The organism is Caballeronia sp. LjRoot29, from assembly GCF_964252755.1.
Lineage (GTDB): Bacteria > Pseudomonadota > Gammaproteobacteria > Burkholderiales > Burkholderiaceae > Caballeronia.
The window spans coordinates 103,530-121,776 of record NZ_CAXUPU020000016.1; the positions used below are offsets into that span (position 1 = coordinate 103,530).

16 protein-coding genes are annotated in these 18,247 nt (G+C 59.9%); 11 read left to right on the plus strand and 5 right to left on the minus strand.

The window, feature by feature from the left end; genetic code table 11:
* Window positions 1-193: 193 nt before the first annotated feature.
* Both ACSQ83_RS18810 and ACSQ83_RS18815 read left to right on the plus strand, forming a co-directional pair.
* Entirely contained in the window at window positions 194-1,171 is a 978-nt protein-coding gene (locus ACSQ83_RS18810) for a helix-turn-helix domain-containing protein (RefSeq protein ID WP_436229170.1), read from the plus strand.
* Between the two features lie 102 nt (window positions 1,172-1,273).
* Window positions 1,274-2,356: an alpha/beta fold hydrolase gene (locus tag ACSQ83_RS18815; RefSeq protein WP_436229171.1), complete on the plus strand. Its 1,083-nt coding sequence runs from the start codon at window positions 1,274-1,276 to the stop codon at window positions 2,354-2,356.
* A 12-nt stretch (window positions 2,357-2,368) separates the two neighbouring features.
* On the opposite strand, the gene ACSQ83_RS18820 is transcribed toward ACSQ83_RS18815, so the two are convergent.
* The 4 genes from ACSQ83_RS18820 to ACSQ83_RS18835 all read right to left on the minus strand — a co-directional run bounded on the left by ACSQ83_RS18820 (window position 2,369) and on the right by ACSQ83_RS18835 (window position 6,851).
* Window positions 2,369-3,040 carry an RraA family protein gene (locus ACSQ83_RS18820; RefSeq protein WP_414952950.1) on the minus strand — a complete coding sequence of 224 codons (672 nt, stop codon included), beginning with the start codon at window positions 3,038-3,040 and terminating at the stop codon, window positions 2,369-2,371.
* A gap of 11 nt (window positions 3,041-3,051) precedes the next feature.
* Entirely contained in the window at window positions 3,052-4,086 is a 1,035-nt protein-coding gene (locus tag ACSQ83_RS18825; RefSeq protein ID WP_436229172.1) for an amidohydrolase family protein, read from the minus strand.
* A gap of 33 nt (window positions 4,087-4,119) precedes the next feature.
* Window positions 4,120-5,448 carry an MFS transporter gene (locus ACSQ83_RS18830; protein ID WP_436229173.1) on the minus strand — a complete coding sequence of 443 codons (1,329 nt, stop codon included), beginning with the start codon at window positions 5,446-5,448 and terminating at the stop codon, window positions 4,120-4,122.
* A gap of 488 nt (window positions 5,449-5,936) precedes the next feature.
* On the minus strand, window positions 5,937-6,851 hold the full coding sequence (locus ACSQ83_RS18835) for a LysR family transcriptional regulator (protein ID WP_414952947.1): 915 nt from the start codon (window positions 6,849-6,851) through the stop codon (window positions 5,937-5,939).
* On the opposite strand from ACSQ83_RS18835, the gene ACSQ83_RS18840 reads away from it, so the two are divergent.
* Genes ACSQ83_RS18840 through ACSQ83_RS18850 form a run of 3 tightly spaced genes read left to right on the plus strand, consistent with a single transcriptional unit; the run spans window position 6,850 to window position 9,147 of the window.
* Complete coding sequence (locus tag ACSQ83_RS18840; protein ID WP_414952946.1) at window positions 6,850-7,008, plus strand: hypothetical protein; 159 nt, start codon at window positions 6,850-6,852, stop codon at window positions 7,006-7,008. The genes ACSQ83_RS18835 and ACSQ83_RS18840 overlap by 2 nt on opposite strands.
* A 15-nt stretch (window positions 7,009-7,023) precedes the next feature.
* A complete protein-coding gene (locus ACSQ83_RS18845; protein WP_414952945.1) occupies window positions 7,024-7,650 on the plus strand; it encodes a TetR/AcrR family transcriptional regulator in 627 nt (208 codons plus the stop codon).
* A 30-nt stretch (window positions 7,651-7,680) separates the two neighbouring features.
* Window positions 7,681-9,147, plus strand: a complete 1,467-nt coding sequence (locus ACSQ83_RS18850; protein WP_436229174.1) for an MFS transporter — start codon at window positions 7,681-7,683, stop codon at window positions 9,145-9,147.
* Here ACSQ83_RS18850 and ACSQ83_RS18855 read toward each other — a convergent pair.
* A complete protein-coding gene (locus tag ACSQ83_RS18855) occupies window positions 9,144-9,917 on the minus strand; it encodes an IclR family transcriptional regulator domain-containing protein (RefSeq protein ID WP_414952943.1) in 774 nt (257 codons plus the stop codon). The two genes, ACSQ83_RS18850 and ACSQ83_RS18855, sit on opposite strands and share 4 nt — an antisense overlap.
* 137 nt (window positions 9,918-10,054) lie before the next feature.
* On the opposite strand from ACSQ83_RS18855, the gene ACSQ83_RS18860 reads away from it, so the two are divergent.
* The 6 genes from ACSQ83_RS18860 (at window position 10,055) to ACSQ83_RS18885 (ending at window position 18,209) form a co-directional block, all read left to right on the plus strand.
* Window positions 10,055-10,963, plus strand: a complete 909-nt coding sequence (locus ACSQ83_RS18860; RefSeq protein ID WP_436229175.1) for a shikimate dehydrogenase family protein — start codon at window positions 10,055-10,057, stop codon at window positions 10,961-10,963.
* A gap of 179 nt (window positions 10,964-11,142) precedes the next feature.
* A complete protein-coding gene (shiA, locus tag ACSQ83_RS18865) occupies window positions 11,143-12,450 on the plus strand; it encodes a shikimate transporter (protein ID WP_414952941.1) in 1,308 nt (435 codons plus the stop codon).
* Between the two features lie 58 nt (window positions 12,451-12,508).
* The gene (locus ACSQ83_RS18870) at window positions 12,509-13,339 is read left to right on the plus strand and encodes a 3-keto-5-aminohexanoate cleavage protein (RefSeq protein WP_414952940.1); all 831 of its coding nucleotides are present in this window, start codon (window positions 12,509-12,511) and stop codon (window positions 13,337-13,339) included.
* Between the two features lie 86 nt (window positions 13,340-13,425).
* Window positions 13,426-15,312 carry a bifunctional sugar phosphate isomerase/epimerase/4-hydroxyphenylpyruvate dioxygenase family protein gene (locus ACSQ83_RS18875; RefSeq protein WP_436229176.1) on the plus strand — a complete coding sequence of 629 codons (1,887 nt, stop codon included), beginning with the start codon at window positions 13,426-13,428 and terminating at the stop codon, window positions 15,310-15,312.
* A gap of 175 nt (window positions 15,313-15,487) precedes the next feature.
* Window positions 15,488-16,606, plus strand: coding sequence for a 4-hydroxyphenylpyruvate dioxygenase family protein (locus ACSQ83_RS18880; protein WP_436229177.1), 1,119 nt, complete (start codon window positions 15,488-15,490; stop codon window positions 16,604-16,606).
* Between the two features lie 391 nt (window positions 16,607-16,997).
* A complete protein-coding gene (locus ACSQ83_RS18885; RefSeq protein WP_436229178.1) occupies window positions 16,998-18,209 on the plus strand; it encodes a porin in 1,212 nt (403 codons plus the stop codon).
* The last annotated feature ends 38 nt before the right edge of the window (window positions 18,210-18,247 follow it).

Here is an 18,247-nt window from a genome sequence, read left to right on the forward strand (position 1 = left end):
AGGGGCGAGATAGATCGGAAAAAAACTACAAACGGTGTCGTGCGGAGGTTCGAGGGCCCGCTGGACAGGGTTTTCAGCGATGGGCGCGCGCACGCAGGGCGCTTGCCGTGGCGCTCGGCGAACGCCAGAATGATCGACAGGGATTTTGGTCGTTTACACTTTTTTGACGCGTACCGTCCGCCAAGGAGTTTTTATGCAAGCGGTCCAACTTGTGCGTCCGGCCGTCGATATCCATTGCTGCCGGAGCATTGACGAGCAGGCCCGGCTGCTCGAAAGCTGGAACCAGACCTACTGCCAGATCTCGCGGGGCGCTTTCGACGGCTCGGTCAGCTCCGTGCATGCGGGCGCGGTGCGTATTCTGGTTGAACGCATGAACCGGACGGTGTACCAGCGCGGATGCGTGGATGTTTCGCGGATCGCTGTGGGCATTCCGTTCCAGCTCGAAGGTCACGCGTTGTTGTGCGGCCAGGTGAGTCATCTCGATGGGCTGCATGTCTTCTCGGGGCCCGGAGGGTTCGAGTTTTTATCGCCCGACAAGCACGTGGTCGTGAATCTGGAGATAGCACCGCTGGAACTGTCGGACCCGCTGCTTCGCCTGGCTATGGACAACGTCCAGCAAGCGCTCGGCAATCAGCCGGGGGTGCTCAATGCCGATCCCGCCCGGTTGCAAGCGTTCAGGAGCATGCTGGCGGGTCTGCTGGATACGGTCACGTCCACGCCATCGACGCTCGCCGACGCGACCGCGTGCGCGACTTTTGAGCGGTCGGTGATCGTGGGGTTATCTGACTTGCTACTCGATGTGAGTGATACCGACACGCGTACCGGACCGTCACGCAACTGGAAACTGGTTGGCGCCGTGCGCGAACTGGTGGAAGCGTCGGCGGATTGCCCGCTATCGGTCGCTGATCTATGCTTGCGGCTCGGCGTCAGCCGGCGCACGGTCCAGTACGCATTCGATGAAATCCTCGGCACGAATCCGGCCTCGTACCTGCGTGCGGTCCGGCTTGATCGTGTCCGCAAGGATCTGCTGCATGCCGGCTCGGTCACCGACGCGGCGACCCGTTGGGGCTTCTGGCACTTTGGCCATTTCTCCAACGACTATCGCGAGCAGTTCGGCGAATTACCATCGGAGACGTTGCGGCGACTGCGTAACGGAGCGGGGCGCGCGTAAGGGTTCGTGTTTGTGTCCGGTCGCATCGGGATATAGAAATACGCATGAGCCGGCAAGGATCGGCCTAAACTAAAAGCTTAGACCTCAACTAGCGAGGAGACCATGCGCTCCCTCCTGCTCGCGCTTGCCCTGGTGTGTTTTGTTCCCCCTGCCGCCGCGCAACAGGCACCGTTATACGAGCAATCCGGCGACTTCATTGCCACCGGCTTTCACTTCGAAGACGGCTCGTCGCTGCCCCAGGTCAAGCTCCATTACGTCACCCTCGGCGTGCCTCACTGCGATGGCAACGGACACTTCACCAACGTTATCTTGCTGCTCCACGGCACAACCGGCACGGGCCGCGCTTTCCTTACTGCTGCCATGCGCCAGGAACTGTTCGGGCCCGGTCAGCCACTCGATGCCAGCCGTTATTTCATCATCATTCCGGATGGCCTCGGACGGGGCGGATCGAGCAAACCCAGCGACGGGCTGCGCACGGAGTTCCCTGAGTACGGATACAACGATGTCGTCCACGCGCAGTACCTGCTCGTCACGCTAGGACTCGGCATTGACCATGTGCGGCTTGTGCTCGGTACCTCGATGGGCGGCATGCAGACGTGGTTATGGGGCGAACGCTATCCGGACATGATGGACGGCCTCATGCCTATTGCAAGCCAGCCGGTGGCGCTCACCGGACGCAACGGGTTCTGGCGGCAGATGATTATCGACGCCATCCGGCGCGACCCTGACTGGAACGACGGTAACTATTTGCGCCAGCCGATTCAATGGTTGCGCGCCATGCCCGTCTTTACGCTGATCACGAAGAATCCCGCACGCATGCAGGCGTTATCGCCTACGCCGGGTACCTCGAGATGGTCCTACGACGCCGCCGTCTACAGCGGTCGCCAATACGATGCCAACGACGTGATGTACTGGTTCGAGTCGTCGTGGGACTACGATCCCGAAGCGGGCCTTGGGGCAATCAAGGCACCGCTCTTCGCCGTCAATTTCTCTGATGACCTGATGAACCCGACCGACCTGGGCATCATGCAGCGTCTTGTACCGCGCGTGCCGCATGGGCGTTTTGTCGAAATGCCGGAGAGCGAGCGCTCTTACGGGAACGAGACGATCGATCATCCCGAAGTCTGGAAAAGCTATGTCGCTGAGTTTCTCCAGACTCTCCCGCCGCAGGCGCTGCCGCAATGAAACAAGGCTCTTTTAGCCACCCATCATCTTCGTCTCTTGCGGACCGATCCATTCACGATCAAAGCGGCCCTCGGCAATGGAACGTAACGCGGCCGCTTCCTTGTCCGCCTGCCGTCTCGCTCCTTCGATGACCGCCGCCACGTCCGCTGGCGCTATCGCCAGGACACCGTCTTCATCGCCTACGATAATGTCACCCGGCTGCACCACCATGCCGCCGACGGTGACCGGCACGTTGACTTCGCCGGGGCCATTCTTATAAGGGCCGCGATGCGTAGCCGCACGCGCATAGACCGGGAAGTCGTGCTGGCGAATGGCGCCCACGTCGCGGATTGCGCCGTCGATGACCAACCCCTGCACGCCGAGGCTTTCAGCGTAGGTCGCCATGATTTCGCCCATCAGCGCTTGCGTAATATCACCGCCGCCGTCGATCACGAGCACGTCGCCGGGGCGGCAAAAATCGAATGCACGATGAATGGCGAGGTTGTCGCCGGGACGGGTGCGCACGGTCACCGCTGTCCCTGCCATGGGCTTGGGACGATGATACGGAATGAGCCCGATCGTGCCGCTGACACGCGCCATGTTGTCACTGAGCAGGGAGACGGCGAGACCGCGCAGTGCTTCCAATGTGTCCGGGCTGACTTGTGGTGCTGACGCATGACGGCGCCATCCGGGTGGATTCGTCAAGTTCATCTCCTTTAGGAAAGCTGATGATTAAATTGCTTATCAAGCTGGTCTGATAAACGCCCGTACACGGCACGCGCGTTACCTTCATAGATCCGCTGGCGATCGGCCGGCGTGAGCCAGGGGATAGCGTCTATATAACGACGGGTATCGTCGTAGTAGTGACCTGTCTCGGGGTCAATACCCTGGACCGCACCGATCGTCTCCGATGCAAACAGGATGTTCTCGACCGGGATCACCTTTGCCAGCAGGTCGGTGCCGGGCTGGTGGTACACGCAGGTATCGAAGAACACGTTCTTGAGCAAATAGTCCTTGAGCAGCGGCCGTTTCATGTCCTGGGCGAGCCCGCGATATCGTCCCCAGTGATAAGGAACGGCGCCGCCGCCATGGGGAATGATGAACCGCAAGTCGGGGAAGTCGGCGAACAAGTCCGCCGTGAGCAATTGCATGAACGCCGAGGTATCGCCGTTGATGTAATGCGCGCCGGTCGCATGGAAGTTGGGGTTGCAGGACGACGACACGTGGATCATGGCCGGCACGTCCAGTTCGACCATTGTTTCGTAGAGCGGGTACCACGAGCGGTCCGTCAGCGGCGGCCCGGTCCAGTAACCGCCCGATGGATCCGGGTTGAGATTGCAGCCAATGAAACCAAGCTGCTCGACACAGCGTCGCAACTCGGGAATACAGTTCTCAGGCGCTACTCCGGCCGCTTGCGGCAACTGGCAGACTCCCACGAAGTTGCGCGGAAACATCTGGCAGACACGATAAATCAGGTCGTTGCTTTCCTGCGACCAGTGCGCATTGGCGTCGGCGCCGGCCAGGTGATGACCCATGCCCGCAGCCCGTGGAGAAAAAATCGTGAGATCCGTGCCGCGCTCTCGCTGGATGCGCAATTGCCCTGATTCAATGCTCTCGCGGATCTGCTCGTCCGTAATGACAGGACGTGGCGGGGGAGAAGTACCGTCTTTGAGCGCGGCTATCTGGGCGGCGCGCCAGGCTTCATGTTCGCGCGGGGAGGTCGTGTAGTGACCATGGCAGTCGATGATCATTGCGAGGTTCCAGATCGAAATTTAAGGCGAATTTCAGTGAAGGTGGCCGGCACGGGATTCACCGCTCGGCAGTGCGTCAATCTCTTCTTCCGGAGGCGCGACCCGCATGACCAGCGCGATGATGGTTGCCACCACCAGGAAAGCCGCAATAGTCAGTAGCGCGAACTTGAAGTTTCCCGTGGCGGCGCGTACGAGTCCAATGCTCCAGGGGCCGACGAGTCCGCCAAACTGAGCGACGGTATTGATGAGCGCGATGGTCGCGGCGCCGGCAGCGCCGGTCCTGAACGAAGAGGCGAGGCTCCAGAACAGCGGGTTGCCGGCATAGATGAACAGCCCGGTCACGCACAGGAGCACATAGGCGATCACCGGATTCGGCGCATAGGCGCTGCCTGCAATAGCGAGCGCGCTCATTCCGTACACGAACGCGAGATGCTTCTTCCGGTCGCCGGTCCGGTCGGAACTGCGGCTGATCACCAGCGTGCCGAGGACACCGAGCAGCGGCGGGGCGGCGGACAGGAAACCCACCTCCAGGTTGCTCAGGTTACCGAGGCTCTTGACGATCTGCGGCAGCCACAGGAACAAGCCGTACACACCCACGAGCGCACAGCCGAACAAGCACGCGAGGCTCCATACGCGGATGTCGCTGGCTACGCGCAGCATCGGAAAATGTTTGTCGGCGCCCAAGGCCTCGCGTTCTTTCGCGAGCGTGGACTCGAGCCACTGCTTTTGCGCGTCGGTCAGCCAATCGGCGTCGGCCGGGCGCTCGGTCATCAGGCGCAACGTCAGGAGCCCAAGGAGCATGGCCGGAACCCCTTCCATGATGAACATCCACTGCCATCCCTGCAGGCCTAGCGGCCCATTCGCGTAGGTCATGAGCGCCGTCGATATCGGGCCACCAAGCACGGCGGAGAACGAGCCCGCGATGATGTAACCCCCGACCGCCCGCGCGCGATAACGCTGTGGAAACCACTTCGTCAGATACACGGCTACGCCGGGAAGAAACCCGGCCTCCATCACGCCCAGGAGGAAACGCAACACGTAGAAGCTGTACTCGTTGAACACGAAAGCGGTTGCAGCGGCAACCGCGCCCCACGTCAGCAGGATGCGGGCAATCCAGCGCCGCGCGCCAACGCGATGGAGCAGCAGGTTGCTGGGCACTTCAAGGAGCATGTAGCCGAAGAAAAAAATGCTGCCGGCAAAGCCGAACACGCCTGGGCTGAAGCCGAGCTGCTTGTTCATGTCGAGCGCGGCAAAGCCGATGTTTATCCGGTCGAGATAGTTGAAGAACATCATGGCGAAGAGCAACGGCATGAGGCGGCCGTAGACGCGGCGCATGGTCGTGCTTTCGATCGGATCGATCATCAAATGTCTCCTGCTGTAGAGCGCCCGTAGGGTCGGACGTCGTTGCGGTTTGCTTGTGACTACGAGGCGCCTCGGCCAAATTCAGGAGCCCTGCCGCGAGTCTTCGGGCGCGCTTACGACGCAGCCAATACCGCCGGTACAGCGTCTGAAGGCCGTTTGAAGTGCCTCTGCGTGGTTCGACGATTGCTGAGCATTGCTAACAGACTCGACGGGTGCCAACCAAAGCGCGACAAGAACCTATAAGCAAGGAGGCAACGACGCGCGGCCGGTTGAAAACCGGTGGCAAACGGGCGTTATCCGAAAATCATTATTCCGGCGTCCGGCGATCTCGCGCGATGCATGCCGCTTGCACTTGATTTGCACATGTCATGAACAAGGTCGAAATCGGCATCGGCGCGCCCTGTGACCCCATTGATTCGATATGTCATGGTACGAACCGCCGTGCCGGACGTCCAAGACTGTGTTTTTATCCTTTTATAATAATTTTCTTATAGTTCAGGCGAATTTGGCGGCAAGTCTTTCCCTGTTGGCGACAAACTGGTAAGAAAGGCGCGCAGATGGGGCGAGCTGTCATCGCTGCGAAAGCTTGCCGCAAGCGTCGTGGTCTGCGACGCCAGCGGACCGCTCAGGCGCCGATACACTACGTCGGAGCGTCCATGCCGCGCGACCGATTCACCCACGAACGTCACGCCCAACCCCGCTGCAACCAGTGCAATAGCCGTCTGGATCTCGTAAGCCCGATGCGCGATATGCGGCGTAATGCCGGCATTGCGATAAAGCGATTCAACAAAATGTGAGAACTGTGCATTCGAGTGCTTTGGGTAAAGCACGAGAGGCGTGTCGGCAAGCTGCGTGATCCGTACTTTCTTTTCGACCGCAAGCGGGTGGTCCGGCGGAAGCACGACCATCACGCGTTCGCGCAGCAGGGGCAACGTAGTGCATCCCGCTATGGGAGGAACCTGCCGCCCGATGCCGATGTGAATGCGCGTTTCATGCAGTGCATCGGCTTGCTCTTCAGTGAGCATTTCGAAGAGCTTCAACTCGACCTTGGGGTAATCCCGATGAAACGACTTCAGCGCAGGCGGCAACACGCTGTACATGGCCGAACGAGTGAAGCCGATACCCAGCCAGCCTCGCATGCCCAAGCCGATCTCCCGGGTACCAATCGCGGCCTGATCGAAGGAAGCAAGAATCTGGCGCGCCTCAATACACAAATAGCTGCCCGCCTCCGTGAGCCTTAGCGGCCGGCTGCCGCGGTCGACCAACTGTGTGCCCATGCGTGCTTCGAGTGCGCGGATCTGCTGACTCAGCGCGGGTTGCGCGACGTGCAGCCGCTCCGCCGCGCGGCTGAAGTTGAGTTCTTCCGCGAGGACGACAAAGGCCTGCAGGTGTCGGAGATTCATGGTTGCGTGGTTCAAGGAGCAGGTGGTGGCGAAGGCCATGCGTGACGAAAACAATATCAGGCGTCAAGGACCGGCAGAGGTTATCAAAACCTCGTGGCTCCGTGCTGACCGCCTTGAGCAACTCAGGAAAACCGTGCTTGATTTGTTGACTGCGTAGTCATAAACTCTGGACATGAGTTCCTATTCCAGTCCGAAAAAATCGGCTTCGGCCATGCAGCGCGGCAGACCGCGTGAGTTTGACGTGGCCTCCGTATCCGAGGCCGCCGGCCTTGTGTTCTGGGAGCGCGGTTATCACTCGACCTCGCTGGACGATCTTACCGAGGCAACGGGTCTTCTGCGCGGTAGTCTTTACGGCGCTTTCGGCGACAAACGGGGCATGCTATTGGCGGCGCTGGATTACTACGCCGAGGGTGCTATAGCCAGGTTGTCCGAGCGGCTGAATTCGGGTCTTCCGCCTCACGAGGCTTTGCGTGAAGCGTTGCTTCACCATACACGGGTGGTGTCGGCCTTGACCGGCATACCGGGCTGTTTCATCACGAATACTGCATTAGAGATGATCCCCAGCGATCCCGAGGTAGCGTTGCGGATAGAGTCGATCATGCGGCGGATATCAACCTTGCTCGCTGCAGCCGTTATTCGCGGACAAGCGGAAGGGGTCTTCAATCCGGGGCTGAATGAGAAAGCAGTGGGTGACTTTCTGCTGTGCATGACACAGGGCCTGCGAGTTCTCGGGAAGATCGTGCATGACGAAGAGCGGCTGACCTCGGCCGTCGATGTCGCCATGCGTGCCTTGGGCTGATTTTTTTGCCTATTTATTGACTATACAGTCATGAACTCAGATCAAATTGTGCAGAACGCGTCTGTCGGCATGCATTCGGCATCGACCCGGACCGGCGCCTTGGCATTGCTCGTATTGCTCACGGGCGCGTTCCTGTCACCGCTCGATTACTTCATCGTGAATCTCGCACTGCCGGCCATTCGCTCAGGCTTGCATGCGAGTTCGGCGGAGCTGCAACTGATCGTGTCCGTGTACACGGCTGCTTTCGCCGTCTTCCTGGTGACGGGTGGACGACTTGGCGACATGTTCGGACGCAAGCGGATATTCATGCTCGGCATGGCGGGCTTCGTGGTGTCGTCGGCGTTGTGCGCCGGGGCGCCGGACGGCAGGGTCCTGGTGATTGGGCGATTGCTTCAGGGCGCGTCGGCATCGGTGATGGTGCCGCAGATCCTTGCCACCATCAGGACAGTGTTCCCCAAGGAGCAGCAGACGAAAGTCATGAGCCTGTATGGATTCATCTATGGCTTTGCGTCGGTCGTCGGGCAGATCGGCGGCGGCGCGCTGATCACGCTGCGTCCATTCGGCCTGGGTTGGCAATCGATCTTCCTGATCAACTTGCCGGTCGGAGTGCTGGCTTTGATCGGCGCATGGCGTTTCGTGCCGGAGAATCGTCCGGAAAGAAGCGCGGGTATCGACGTAATGGGCCTGGTGCTTTTGTCCCTGTTCATGGGGCTGGTGATCTATCCGCTGACACAGGGCCGCGAGGCAGGATGGCCGGCATGGACGCTCATTGCACTAGCGGCGAGTGTGCCGGTTTTAGCTATGTTCCTGTTGCTGGAATATCGATTGAAACTGAAAGGCGGCGATCCTCTTGTCGACCTTGAACTCTTCAGGAATCCTGTTTTTGCAATTGGCTTGATACTGGCCTTTTGTTTCTATTGCGACAGCGTTTTTTTCCTGACTTACGGTATCTATCTGCAGAATGGTTTGCATTTTTCGCCGCTTGCGGCGGGCTTCGCCATTTTCCCGTTTGGAGCCGGTTCAATTCTCGGACCGTTGTTGTCGCCGTTGCTTGTGCGACGGGTCGGCAACCGGATCCTTGTCATTGGCTTTGCATTGCTCGCTGCGGGATTTGCGGCGTCCGGGGGGGCGCTGTTCCTAGGGGTTGAACCGGGCCCGCTGTTTTATGCGGGACTGCTGCTCGCCGGCATGGGGCATGGCATTGTGCTGCCGTCGGTCGTGCGGATTGTGATCGGGGAAGTTGGCCCGGCGCAGGCGGGACTTGCATCGAGTATGGTCACGTCCATGTTGCAGATCGGGTCGGCGTTCGGCGCGACTGCCATCAGCGGGGCTTTCTTTTCGGTTCTGTCCGCGGGGACATCGGCTGCGGACTATGCGCATGCTTATCAGGTGAGCATTGCGATTGTGTCGGCTCTATTTGCGGGCTGCGTCGGGCTTTCGATGGTACTGGGGACGACGCGAGCGAAGAACTCCGGTTGCAAAAAGCCGCGGCCCTAAAGCACATTCAGCATTGCCAATGCGGTCTCTTGCAAGTGATGTACTACCCGGTTAATTGCCGCCTCCGTGGTCTCCCTGCCCATCGGCATGTTTGTGCTTAGCGCCGCCACAACCTCACCATGCCGGTCCTTCATGGGCACCGCAATACCTCGCACACCTACCTGCAATTGCTGTTCGATGACGGCGAATCCATCGGCCCGGGCCTGCCGGATTTTCTCAGCAAGACGCACGGTATTCGTCAGCGTATGAGGCGTAAACGGCGTCAGCACGGTCGTGTTCAACCACTCGTGAACGGCTTCTTCGTCGGGCTTGTACGCAAGGAGAACGACCCCTGGTGACGTCAGCGGCGCAGGCACGCGGGCACCCAGGACGAACCCCGTGGTCATGACCCGCGAGGTCCCGTTGCGCGCAATAAAGACCAGCTCCCATTCATCGAGCACGCTGATATAAACCGACTCGTTAAGTGTGGCGCTCAGTTGCTGCAAGTAAGGCTGCACCAGTTTCGGCAAGCGCGCGGAATCGAAATACGACCAGCCAACACGTAATACGCGCGGCGTCAGGCCGAACAATTTGCCGTCGCTTTCAACATAACCAAGACTCTCCAGCGTGAGCAAATGCCGGCGCGCCGCGGTCCGGGTCATGCCGGTGCGGGCGCCTGCTTGTGTCGGGGTCATGCGGGCGTGCTCGCTGTCGAATGCTTCGAGTACCGCCAAACCTTTCTCAAGTCCGGCGATCCAGTCGCGCTTGTCTAGTGGCGGTCGCTTAGTCATAAGCATTAACCCTCATTCCGTGCGATCAGTGGTGACGTGTGAGCGATTATCGCGCAGATTCTCGAAACATTGCTTCGTGTAAACACGAGCAATCCTTATCCTTTGTTCCACTAGCTTAAGGAACGAAGGGGCTCATCATGAGAATCACCGGCACGACCCGGATTTTTTATTGCATCGCCGATCCCGTCGATCAAGTGCGTGCGCCCGAGGTCTTTAACGCAGTGTTTTCGAGGCATGAAGTCGACGCCGTGATGGTGCCGCTGCGTGTCACCGCAGGCCATCTTGCGGCAACGCTGCGTTGCCTTCTCGCTTCACCGACAGTCGGCGGCGTGTCGCTCTCCATCCCGCACAAGGTGGCAGCGGCGGCGACGGTGGACCGATGCTCCCGCGCTGCGCTGGCCGCGAATGCGGTCAATGCGATCCGGCGCAATCCGGACGGCGAACTCGAAGGGGACCTGTTCGATGGCGTTGGTTTTATCGGCTTGATGGACCGCGCAGGACTGGCCTACGCGGGCCGCCGGGTACTGATGCTGGGCGCTGGCGGCGCGGCGTCGGCGGTGGCGACTGCGCTCGCCGCAGCCGGTGTGGCCAAGCTCACGCTCTTCGATCCTGACCACGGTAAAGCGCAGCATCTGGCCGCCATGTTGAGGCGCGATTTCCATATCGAGGCTAGCGATGTTCCGACCAATGATCCGCATGATTACGACGTGGTCATCAATGCGTCCCCACTCGGTTTGAAGGATAGCGATCCGCTTCCCGTGGATGTCGACGCAATTCGGAAGGACGCGGTCGTATGCGACATCCTGATGAAAAACCAGCCCACGCCGTTGTTGCGCGCAGCGCGCTCACGGGGACTGATTGCAGAACCCGGCTTCAATATGCTCATCCAGCAAACGCCGCTTTATCTCGAGTTTTTCGGTTATCCGGAGCTTGCCAAGTCCGTTCGTTCGGACGACGGATATCTGCTGGACCTGATCACGCCGGACGCGCTGCGGCGCAGTTCAGACTCCCCGGATCACCCGCAAATCACCGGTATCCCCGCTTAGTGCTAACCCCGAAAACGATCGCTAATCGCACATTCACGTTCGATAATCGTTTTCATTTTTGCGGCAAGCATTGATTGGATGATGCCCCCGCCCTATGCTCCATTCACCGCGGCGCGCCATGCGCTTTCACCTGCCGGACACGTCCTGCAACCCATATCAATACACATAGAGACAACGTAATGACTATCGCTATCCAGCCTTCAGACGTTGCAGCCGTCGACCGGGAAAAGGGCCGGGCGCGCAAGGCGGCGCTTGGCAGTTTTGTCGGTGCAGTGGTTGACTGGTATGACTTCCTGCTCTACGGCATCATTGCCGCGATCGTTTTCAACACCGAGTTCTTTCCGAAGGTCAGCCCTGCAATGGGCACGCTCGCCGCGTTCGGGACCTTCGGCGTTGGCTTCTTGTTTCGTCCGCTGGGTGGCTTCGTGTTCGGCCACTACGGCGACCGGTTGGGCCGCAAGCGCATGCTTGTGCTGACCGTGATGATGATGGGTCTCTCGACCGCGATGATCGGCTTGCTGCCGACGTTCGCGACCATTGGCTGGTGGGCGCCGGTCTTGCTCATTGCGTTGCGTGCGATCCAGGGCTTCGCGGTCGGCGGCGAGTGGGGCGGCGCGGCGCTGATGGCAGTCGAAAGCGCGCCCGGCAAAAAGAAGGCGTTCTACAGCAGCGGCGTGCAGGTCGGTTACGGTGTGGGACTGGTGCTCGCAACCGGCATTGTCTCCATCCTCAGCCAGACCATGGACGACGCCACCTTCAAGACCTGGGGCTGGCGCGTTCCATTCGTGTTCAGTGTCGTACTGGTCCTGATCGGACTGTGGGTGCGATCGAGCATGGAAGAGTCGCAAGAGTTCGTTAAGAAGGTCATCGAGAAGGGGCAGCGCGCCGGGCGCCTGCCGATCTTCGAAGCGTTGCGCCAGCATCCGAAAGCATTCTTGCTGATCATCGCGCTTCGCCTTGCCGAGCTCTTCACGATGTACATCGTCACCGCATTTGCGCTCAGCTACTCAACGACCAACCTCGGCATGCCGCGCCAGTTCTTCCTGAACATCGGCTTGCTGGTGGGCGCGGTCAGCATCCTGACCATTCCGTGTTTCGCGATTCTCGCCGACCGTTTTGGACGCCGCCGTATCTACATGATCGGCGCGATCGTCGGCATGCTCAGCGCCATTCCGTTCTTCCTCGCACTCGATGCCCGCTCGACCGTCTGGATCGTGATCTTCTCGGTGATGCTGGCGAACATCGCGCACGACATGGTGGTGAGCGTCCAGCAGCCGATGTTCACCGAACTGTTCGGCACCGAGTATCGATACAGCGGCGCAGGCGTGGGTTATCAGGTGGCGAGCGTGGTCGGCGGGGGCTTCACGCCGTTCATCGCCGTGGCGCTGGTGAGCTTCGCGGGCGGTTCGTGGCATCCGGTTGCGGCGTACCTGGCTATTGGCTGCCTGATTTCCGTGCTGGTCGCCGGCGGCATGAAGCGGACGTGAGCATAAAGCGCTGAGTTCTCCGTATGGACGCGCATCCCTCATTAATGGAAATAAAATCATGACTGATCCTTGCATCATCTCGGTTGCAATCACGGGCTCCGTGCCGCGCAAGAAGGACAATCCGGCAGTGCCTATTTCGATCAGCGAGCAGGTCGAGAGCACGCATGCGGCATACGAAGCGGGCGCATCGCTCGTGCATCTGCATGTGCGCGACGAGCAGGAGAATTCAAGCTCGGATCGCTCGCGTTTCGAGGCGCTTCAGGACGGTATCCGGCAGCATTGCCCGGACATCATCATCCAGTTCTCAACAGGTGGACGCGGACGTTCTTTCGAGCAGCGCGGCGCGATGCTCGACTTGGCGCCGGACATGGCTTCCCTCGCGACGGGCTCGGTCAACTTTCCAACCACGGTCTACGAGAACCCGCCTGACTTCGTACGCTCGCTTGCGAAATCGATGCTGGATCACGGGGTCAAGCCTGAAATAGAAATCTTCGATCTGGCGATGCTCTATAGCACTGTGGATTTGGTGGCGCAGGGGCTGCTGGCGTCTCCCGTTCATGTCCAGTTCGTGATGGGTGTGAAGAACGCATTACCCGCCAAGCGCGAAATCCTCTCGTTCGAAGTCGAGCGCTTGCGCGCCGAGCTGCCCGATGCAACCTGGACCGCCGCGGGCATCGGCCGGCACCAGCTTGAGGTGAACCACTGGACGCTTGAACTGGGCGGTCATTGCCGTACCGGTCTCGAAGACAACATTCGCTGGGACAAGGACACGCTTGCTACGAGCAACGCGCAGCTGGTGAGCCGCGTGGCCTCACTGTGCAGCGACTACGGCCGTCCGGTTGCAACTGCGGCGCAGGCCCGGGAACTGCTGCATTTACCGGCGCTTTAGCCTCCCGCCGGTAACCGATATAGCTACAGGAATACGGCGATGCCTCGCATCTCGGCGATGGCCTGCCCGTTGAAAGAGAACTCACGATGCTACGTTCAATTGCCACCGTTTCAATCAGCGGCACGCTGGTCGAGAAGCTCAAGGCCATCAGCCGCGCCGGGTTCGACGGCGTCGAGATTTTTGAAAACGACTTGCTGTATTTCGATGGCTCCCCCGCGGACGTCAGGCGCATCTGCGCCGACCTCGGCCTCCAGATCATGCTGTTCCAGCCCTTCCGCGACTTCGAGGGGGTATCGCCGGAACGACTGGTACGCAATCTTGAACGCGCACGGCGCAAGTTCGAACTGATGCATGAACTCGGCACGGATCGCGTGCTGGTGTGCAGCAACGCATCGGCGGACACAATCGGCGATGACTCATTGATCGCGGATCAGCTCGGCCAGTTCGCCGATCTCGCGCGCTCGGAAGGCGTGATGGCGGGTTACGAAGCGCTTGCCTGGGGGCGCCACGTCAACTCCTATAAACATGCGTGGCAGCTGGTCGACACGCTCGATCATCCGAACCTCGGTTTGATTCTTGACAGTTTTCATACGCTTTCCATCGGCGATTCAGTCGATGAGATCGCTCGAATTCCAGCAGACCGGATCGCGTTCGTGCAGATCGCGGACGCACCGAAGATGGCAATGAGTGTGCTTGAATGGAGCCGGCATTACCGGTGTTTCCCGGGGCAAGGCGATCTCGATGTGGCTGGCTTTACGCGTCAGGTGCTGGCGTCGGGATACGCGGGGCCGCTGTCATTGGAAATTTTCAATGACGGTTTTCGCGCGGCGCCGAACGCTGCGACGGCGGTCGATGGTTATCGTTCGCTGCTGTTTTTGGAAGAGCAATGTGCGGGCGCTTTACAACCTGCGTCTGAAGAGACCTCGTTCCATCCGCCAGCCGCGCCTACACATACGGGGTTCCAGTTCCTCGAATTCGCTGTCGATCCAGCCGGCGGTTCAACGCTTGCGCAATGGCTCGAGCGCTTGGGATTTCGCGCGGCTGGCCGGCATCGTTCAAAGGATGTCACGCTTTACGCCCAGGGCGACGCGTGCATTCTCCTGAACGGCGAATCCGATTCCTTTGCGAGCGCGTTTCACCAGGCGCATGGCTTGTCGGTGTGCGCGTCGGCGTATCGGGTTGATAACGCCGCGCAAGCCTTCGAGCGCGCGGCCGCTTTTGGCTACGCGCCTTTTTCGGGCAAGGTGGGTCCCAACGAGCGCGTGGTGCCGAGCGTGCAGGCGCCCGACAACAGCTTGCAGTACTTCGTCGATGAGGCGCCGGGCGAGCCCACGCTCTACGAAACCGACTTCAACCTGACCGATACCGGCAAGCAGGATCGGGCCGATGCCCTTCGCCGTATTGACCACGTGTGCCTGAACCTGCCCGCCGACACGTTGGATACGTGGGTGCTTTTCTTCAAGGCGACGTTTGGTTTCGATGCCGAGCCGTCTGTCCTGTTGCCAGACCCCTACGGGCTCGTGAGAAGCCGCGCAGTGCGCAGCCGCGACGGTTCCGTGCGGATCGTGCTCAACGCGTCGGCGGACCGGCATACGGCCGTTGTGGAGTCACTGTCGACCTATCGCGGTTCCGGGCTGAATCACGTTGCATTCGCGACCGACGACATTTTCGCTGCCGTCGCGGAACTGCGCGAGCGGGGTGTGCCGCTTCTGCACATTCCGCGCAACTATTACGACGATCTCGAGGTGCGCTACGATTTCGATCCGGCCCAGATCGCACATATGCGTGAAGGCGGCATCCTGTATGACCGCGACAACGCGGGCGCCGAGTTTTTCCAGGTTTACACGGAGCAGTTCGCGGACCGGTTTTTCCTGGAGGTCGTGCAACGCAAGGGCGGTTACGACGGTTATGGCGCGGTGAACGCGCCGGTTCGCCTCGCGGCCCATGCCCAGCGACGCCATCAAGAGCGATGACTGGAAGACGTGACCGAGCCCGTGGTTTGCCGGCATGAGTAGTGCTCGACAGTTTGACGCCTTGCTACCGGAGACGATAATCTGTGTCGACGTCAGCGCGGCAGGACAAGGTGCAACGACTGACGCGCGAATGCACAGACAGAGACGGACCGGACTTTCTCAGAGGTGATTTCCGATGACCAACGATGCTTCCCTGCCTGGCGCTGCCTCGGCGCAAACCCTGCAGGACAGCGACAATCCGCTGGGCGTCGCCGGGCTTGAATTCGTGGAATTTTCGAGCCCGGACCCGGCGCGGTTGCGGACGCTCTTCGAGCAGCTTGGCTTTACGCAAGTGGCGCGCCATGTGAGCAAGGACGTCACCCTGTTTCGTCAGGGCAGCATGAATTTCCTTATAAACGCCGACGACGATTCGTTTGCGGCACGCTTCGCGGTAAATCATGGGGTGGGTATTTGCGCGATCGGGCTGAGGGTGTTCGACGCGGAGACTTCGCACGAACGTGCCGTTGAATCCGGGGCGTGGGATTTCGAGGGCGAGCGTACTGGCCCGAACGAATTGTTGATACCCGCGATCCAGGGTATTGGCGATTCACATATTTACTTCGTGGACCATTGGGAAGGCCGGCAGGCGCCAAGCGACAAGGCCCGGTCCATCTACGATATTGATTTCGCCTGGCTCGACCCACAGGAGACGCGCACGGCGCTCCATTCCAACGATGCGGGGTTGAGCAAGGTCGACCATTTCACGCAGACGGTGGGAGCGGGGCGGCTGGCGGACTGGCTCGAGTTTTATCTGCAGGTCCTTCATTTCAAGGAAATCCATGCAGTACATCCGGACTGGAAGGTGGCGCAGGATCTGCCTGTGATCGTGTCACCTTGCCAGACGTTGAGCATTCCTGTGTATGAGGAAGGGACGTACCGCACAGGCCTGATGCAGGACTATCTGCCCGATCACACGGGCGAGGGCGTCCAGCATATAGCGCTGGTCGCGAAGGATATTTTCGCATCGGTGGATATCCTGCGGTCGCGAGCCATTCGTTTCGTGCAACCGCCGGCACGGTACTACGAGCAACTCGATGAACGTCTACCCGGGCATGGACTGGACGTCGAAGCGCTTCGTTCGAGGGGCATCCTGGTGGATGGGACCATTGCCGCGGACGGGACCACGCGGCTCTTCCTGCAGACATTTATCCAACGCGATCGCGGCGATATGTTTTTCGAAATCGTGGAGAGGCGTGGCGATCACGGATTCGGGGAAGGGAATTTGATTGCTCTCGGCAAGGCGCGGGAGGCTTGAGTATTCGCTCTTGTGAGCGGCATCTCCGCCGATACAACAACTCAGGCGTCTGACTAAACCGCTTGATCGCCGTCCGGCCGGCGAGGCACTGCCCACTCTGTGCGCGAGCGATTTCCAGTCTCAGTGCAAACCCCATTAGTGTGCGATTATCGGACGTTTGCGTTCGATAATCGATTTCTTTCAAGCCCAAAACATTGCCCGCGTTTGCACATCACTTTATTCTGAGGACGTGCTGATTTAACAACGAAACAGCGGCACATTCAGGCGACATCAAAATTCCTTTAGTACCAGAACCTTCCGACTGCCATCGGCACTTAGCGATATAGGTTAGGAAAGCTGATTAAAAATACTTGCAGCACTACCCCAACCAATTGAATCGGAGGAGACATAGATGAAGCAATCCAGACAAGCGGGAGCCGCGGTTGTCATCACAGTAGCAATGGCCACGACGGCGCATGCACAAACCAGCGTGACGCTGTACGGTATTGTCGATAACTCGATGACTTACCAAAGCAGCCAGACCACGCTGGGTTCAACCAAGGGCGGACGTTCCAACATCAAGATGTCGTCGGGCGTATGGGCGGGAAGCCGCTTTGGCCTGAAGGGGGCAGAGGACCTCGGCGGCGGCACCAAGGCGATCTTCCAGCTCGAGTCGGGTTTTAATAGTGCGACCGGTGGGCAGCAGTACTCCAACGCCGAATTCGGCCGGCAATCATGGGTTGGAGTAACGAATCCTACGTACGGCACGTTCACGGCCGGACGCCAGTACACGTCCTATTACACGCTGCTCTCGCCGTATAGCCCGACCAACTGGTTGACCGGATTCTACGGCGCTCATCCCGGCGATCTCGATGAACTGGACACCCTCTACCGCGCGAATAACTCGCTGGTCTATACGTCTCCGAAACTCTACGGCTTCACGTTCAGCGGCTCGTATTCATTCGCGGGTGTGCCGGGCAGCGTGAACCAGGGTTCAACCTGGAGTGGCGCGGTCCAGTACGCCAACGGTCCGTTCGGGATTGCAGCGGCCATCACGCGCATCAACAACTCGACGCCGGGCGGCGGCGCATTCGGAACGGACTCAACCACGAATTCTGGCGGGCAGTCGGGTGTATCAGCGGTGACGAATGGGTACCAGACGGCGCAGGCGCAACAGCGGATCGCCGTTGGTACCGGCTATACGTTCAACAGCGCGTGGGACGTGTCCGCTGTCTATTCGAATGTGCAGTACATTCCCGGTATTCACTCGCTGTTCCGCGATACCGCGATCTTCAACACGGCCGGCGCCGTGCTTCACTGGCACGCGGCGGCAGCGGTCGATCTGGCGACCGGATACAGCTACACGCGCGCGACGAAATCGAACGGCATAGACAGCGTCGCCCAATACCACCAGTTCAATTTGTCCGAGTATTACTCGCTGTCAAAACGAACCGGCTTGTATGCATTGCAGGCGTACCAGCGCGCGAAGGGCAAGACACTGGGAACGCCGGGTGCATCCAGCATCATCAATGCAACGGCGACATTGGGCGATGGATTCCAGTCCGCGCCTTCCTCGTCGCCAAGCCAGTTTGCGGCAGGGGTGGGTATCATTCACCGCTTCTGATACGAGGCTTGCTACGCACGCCGCCGCTCTTATCTTGG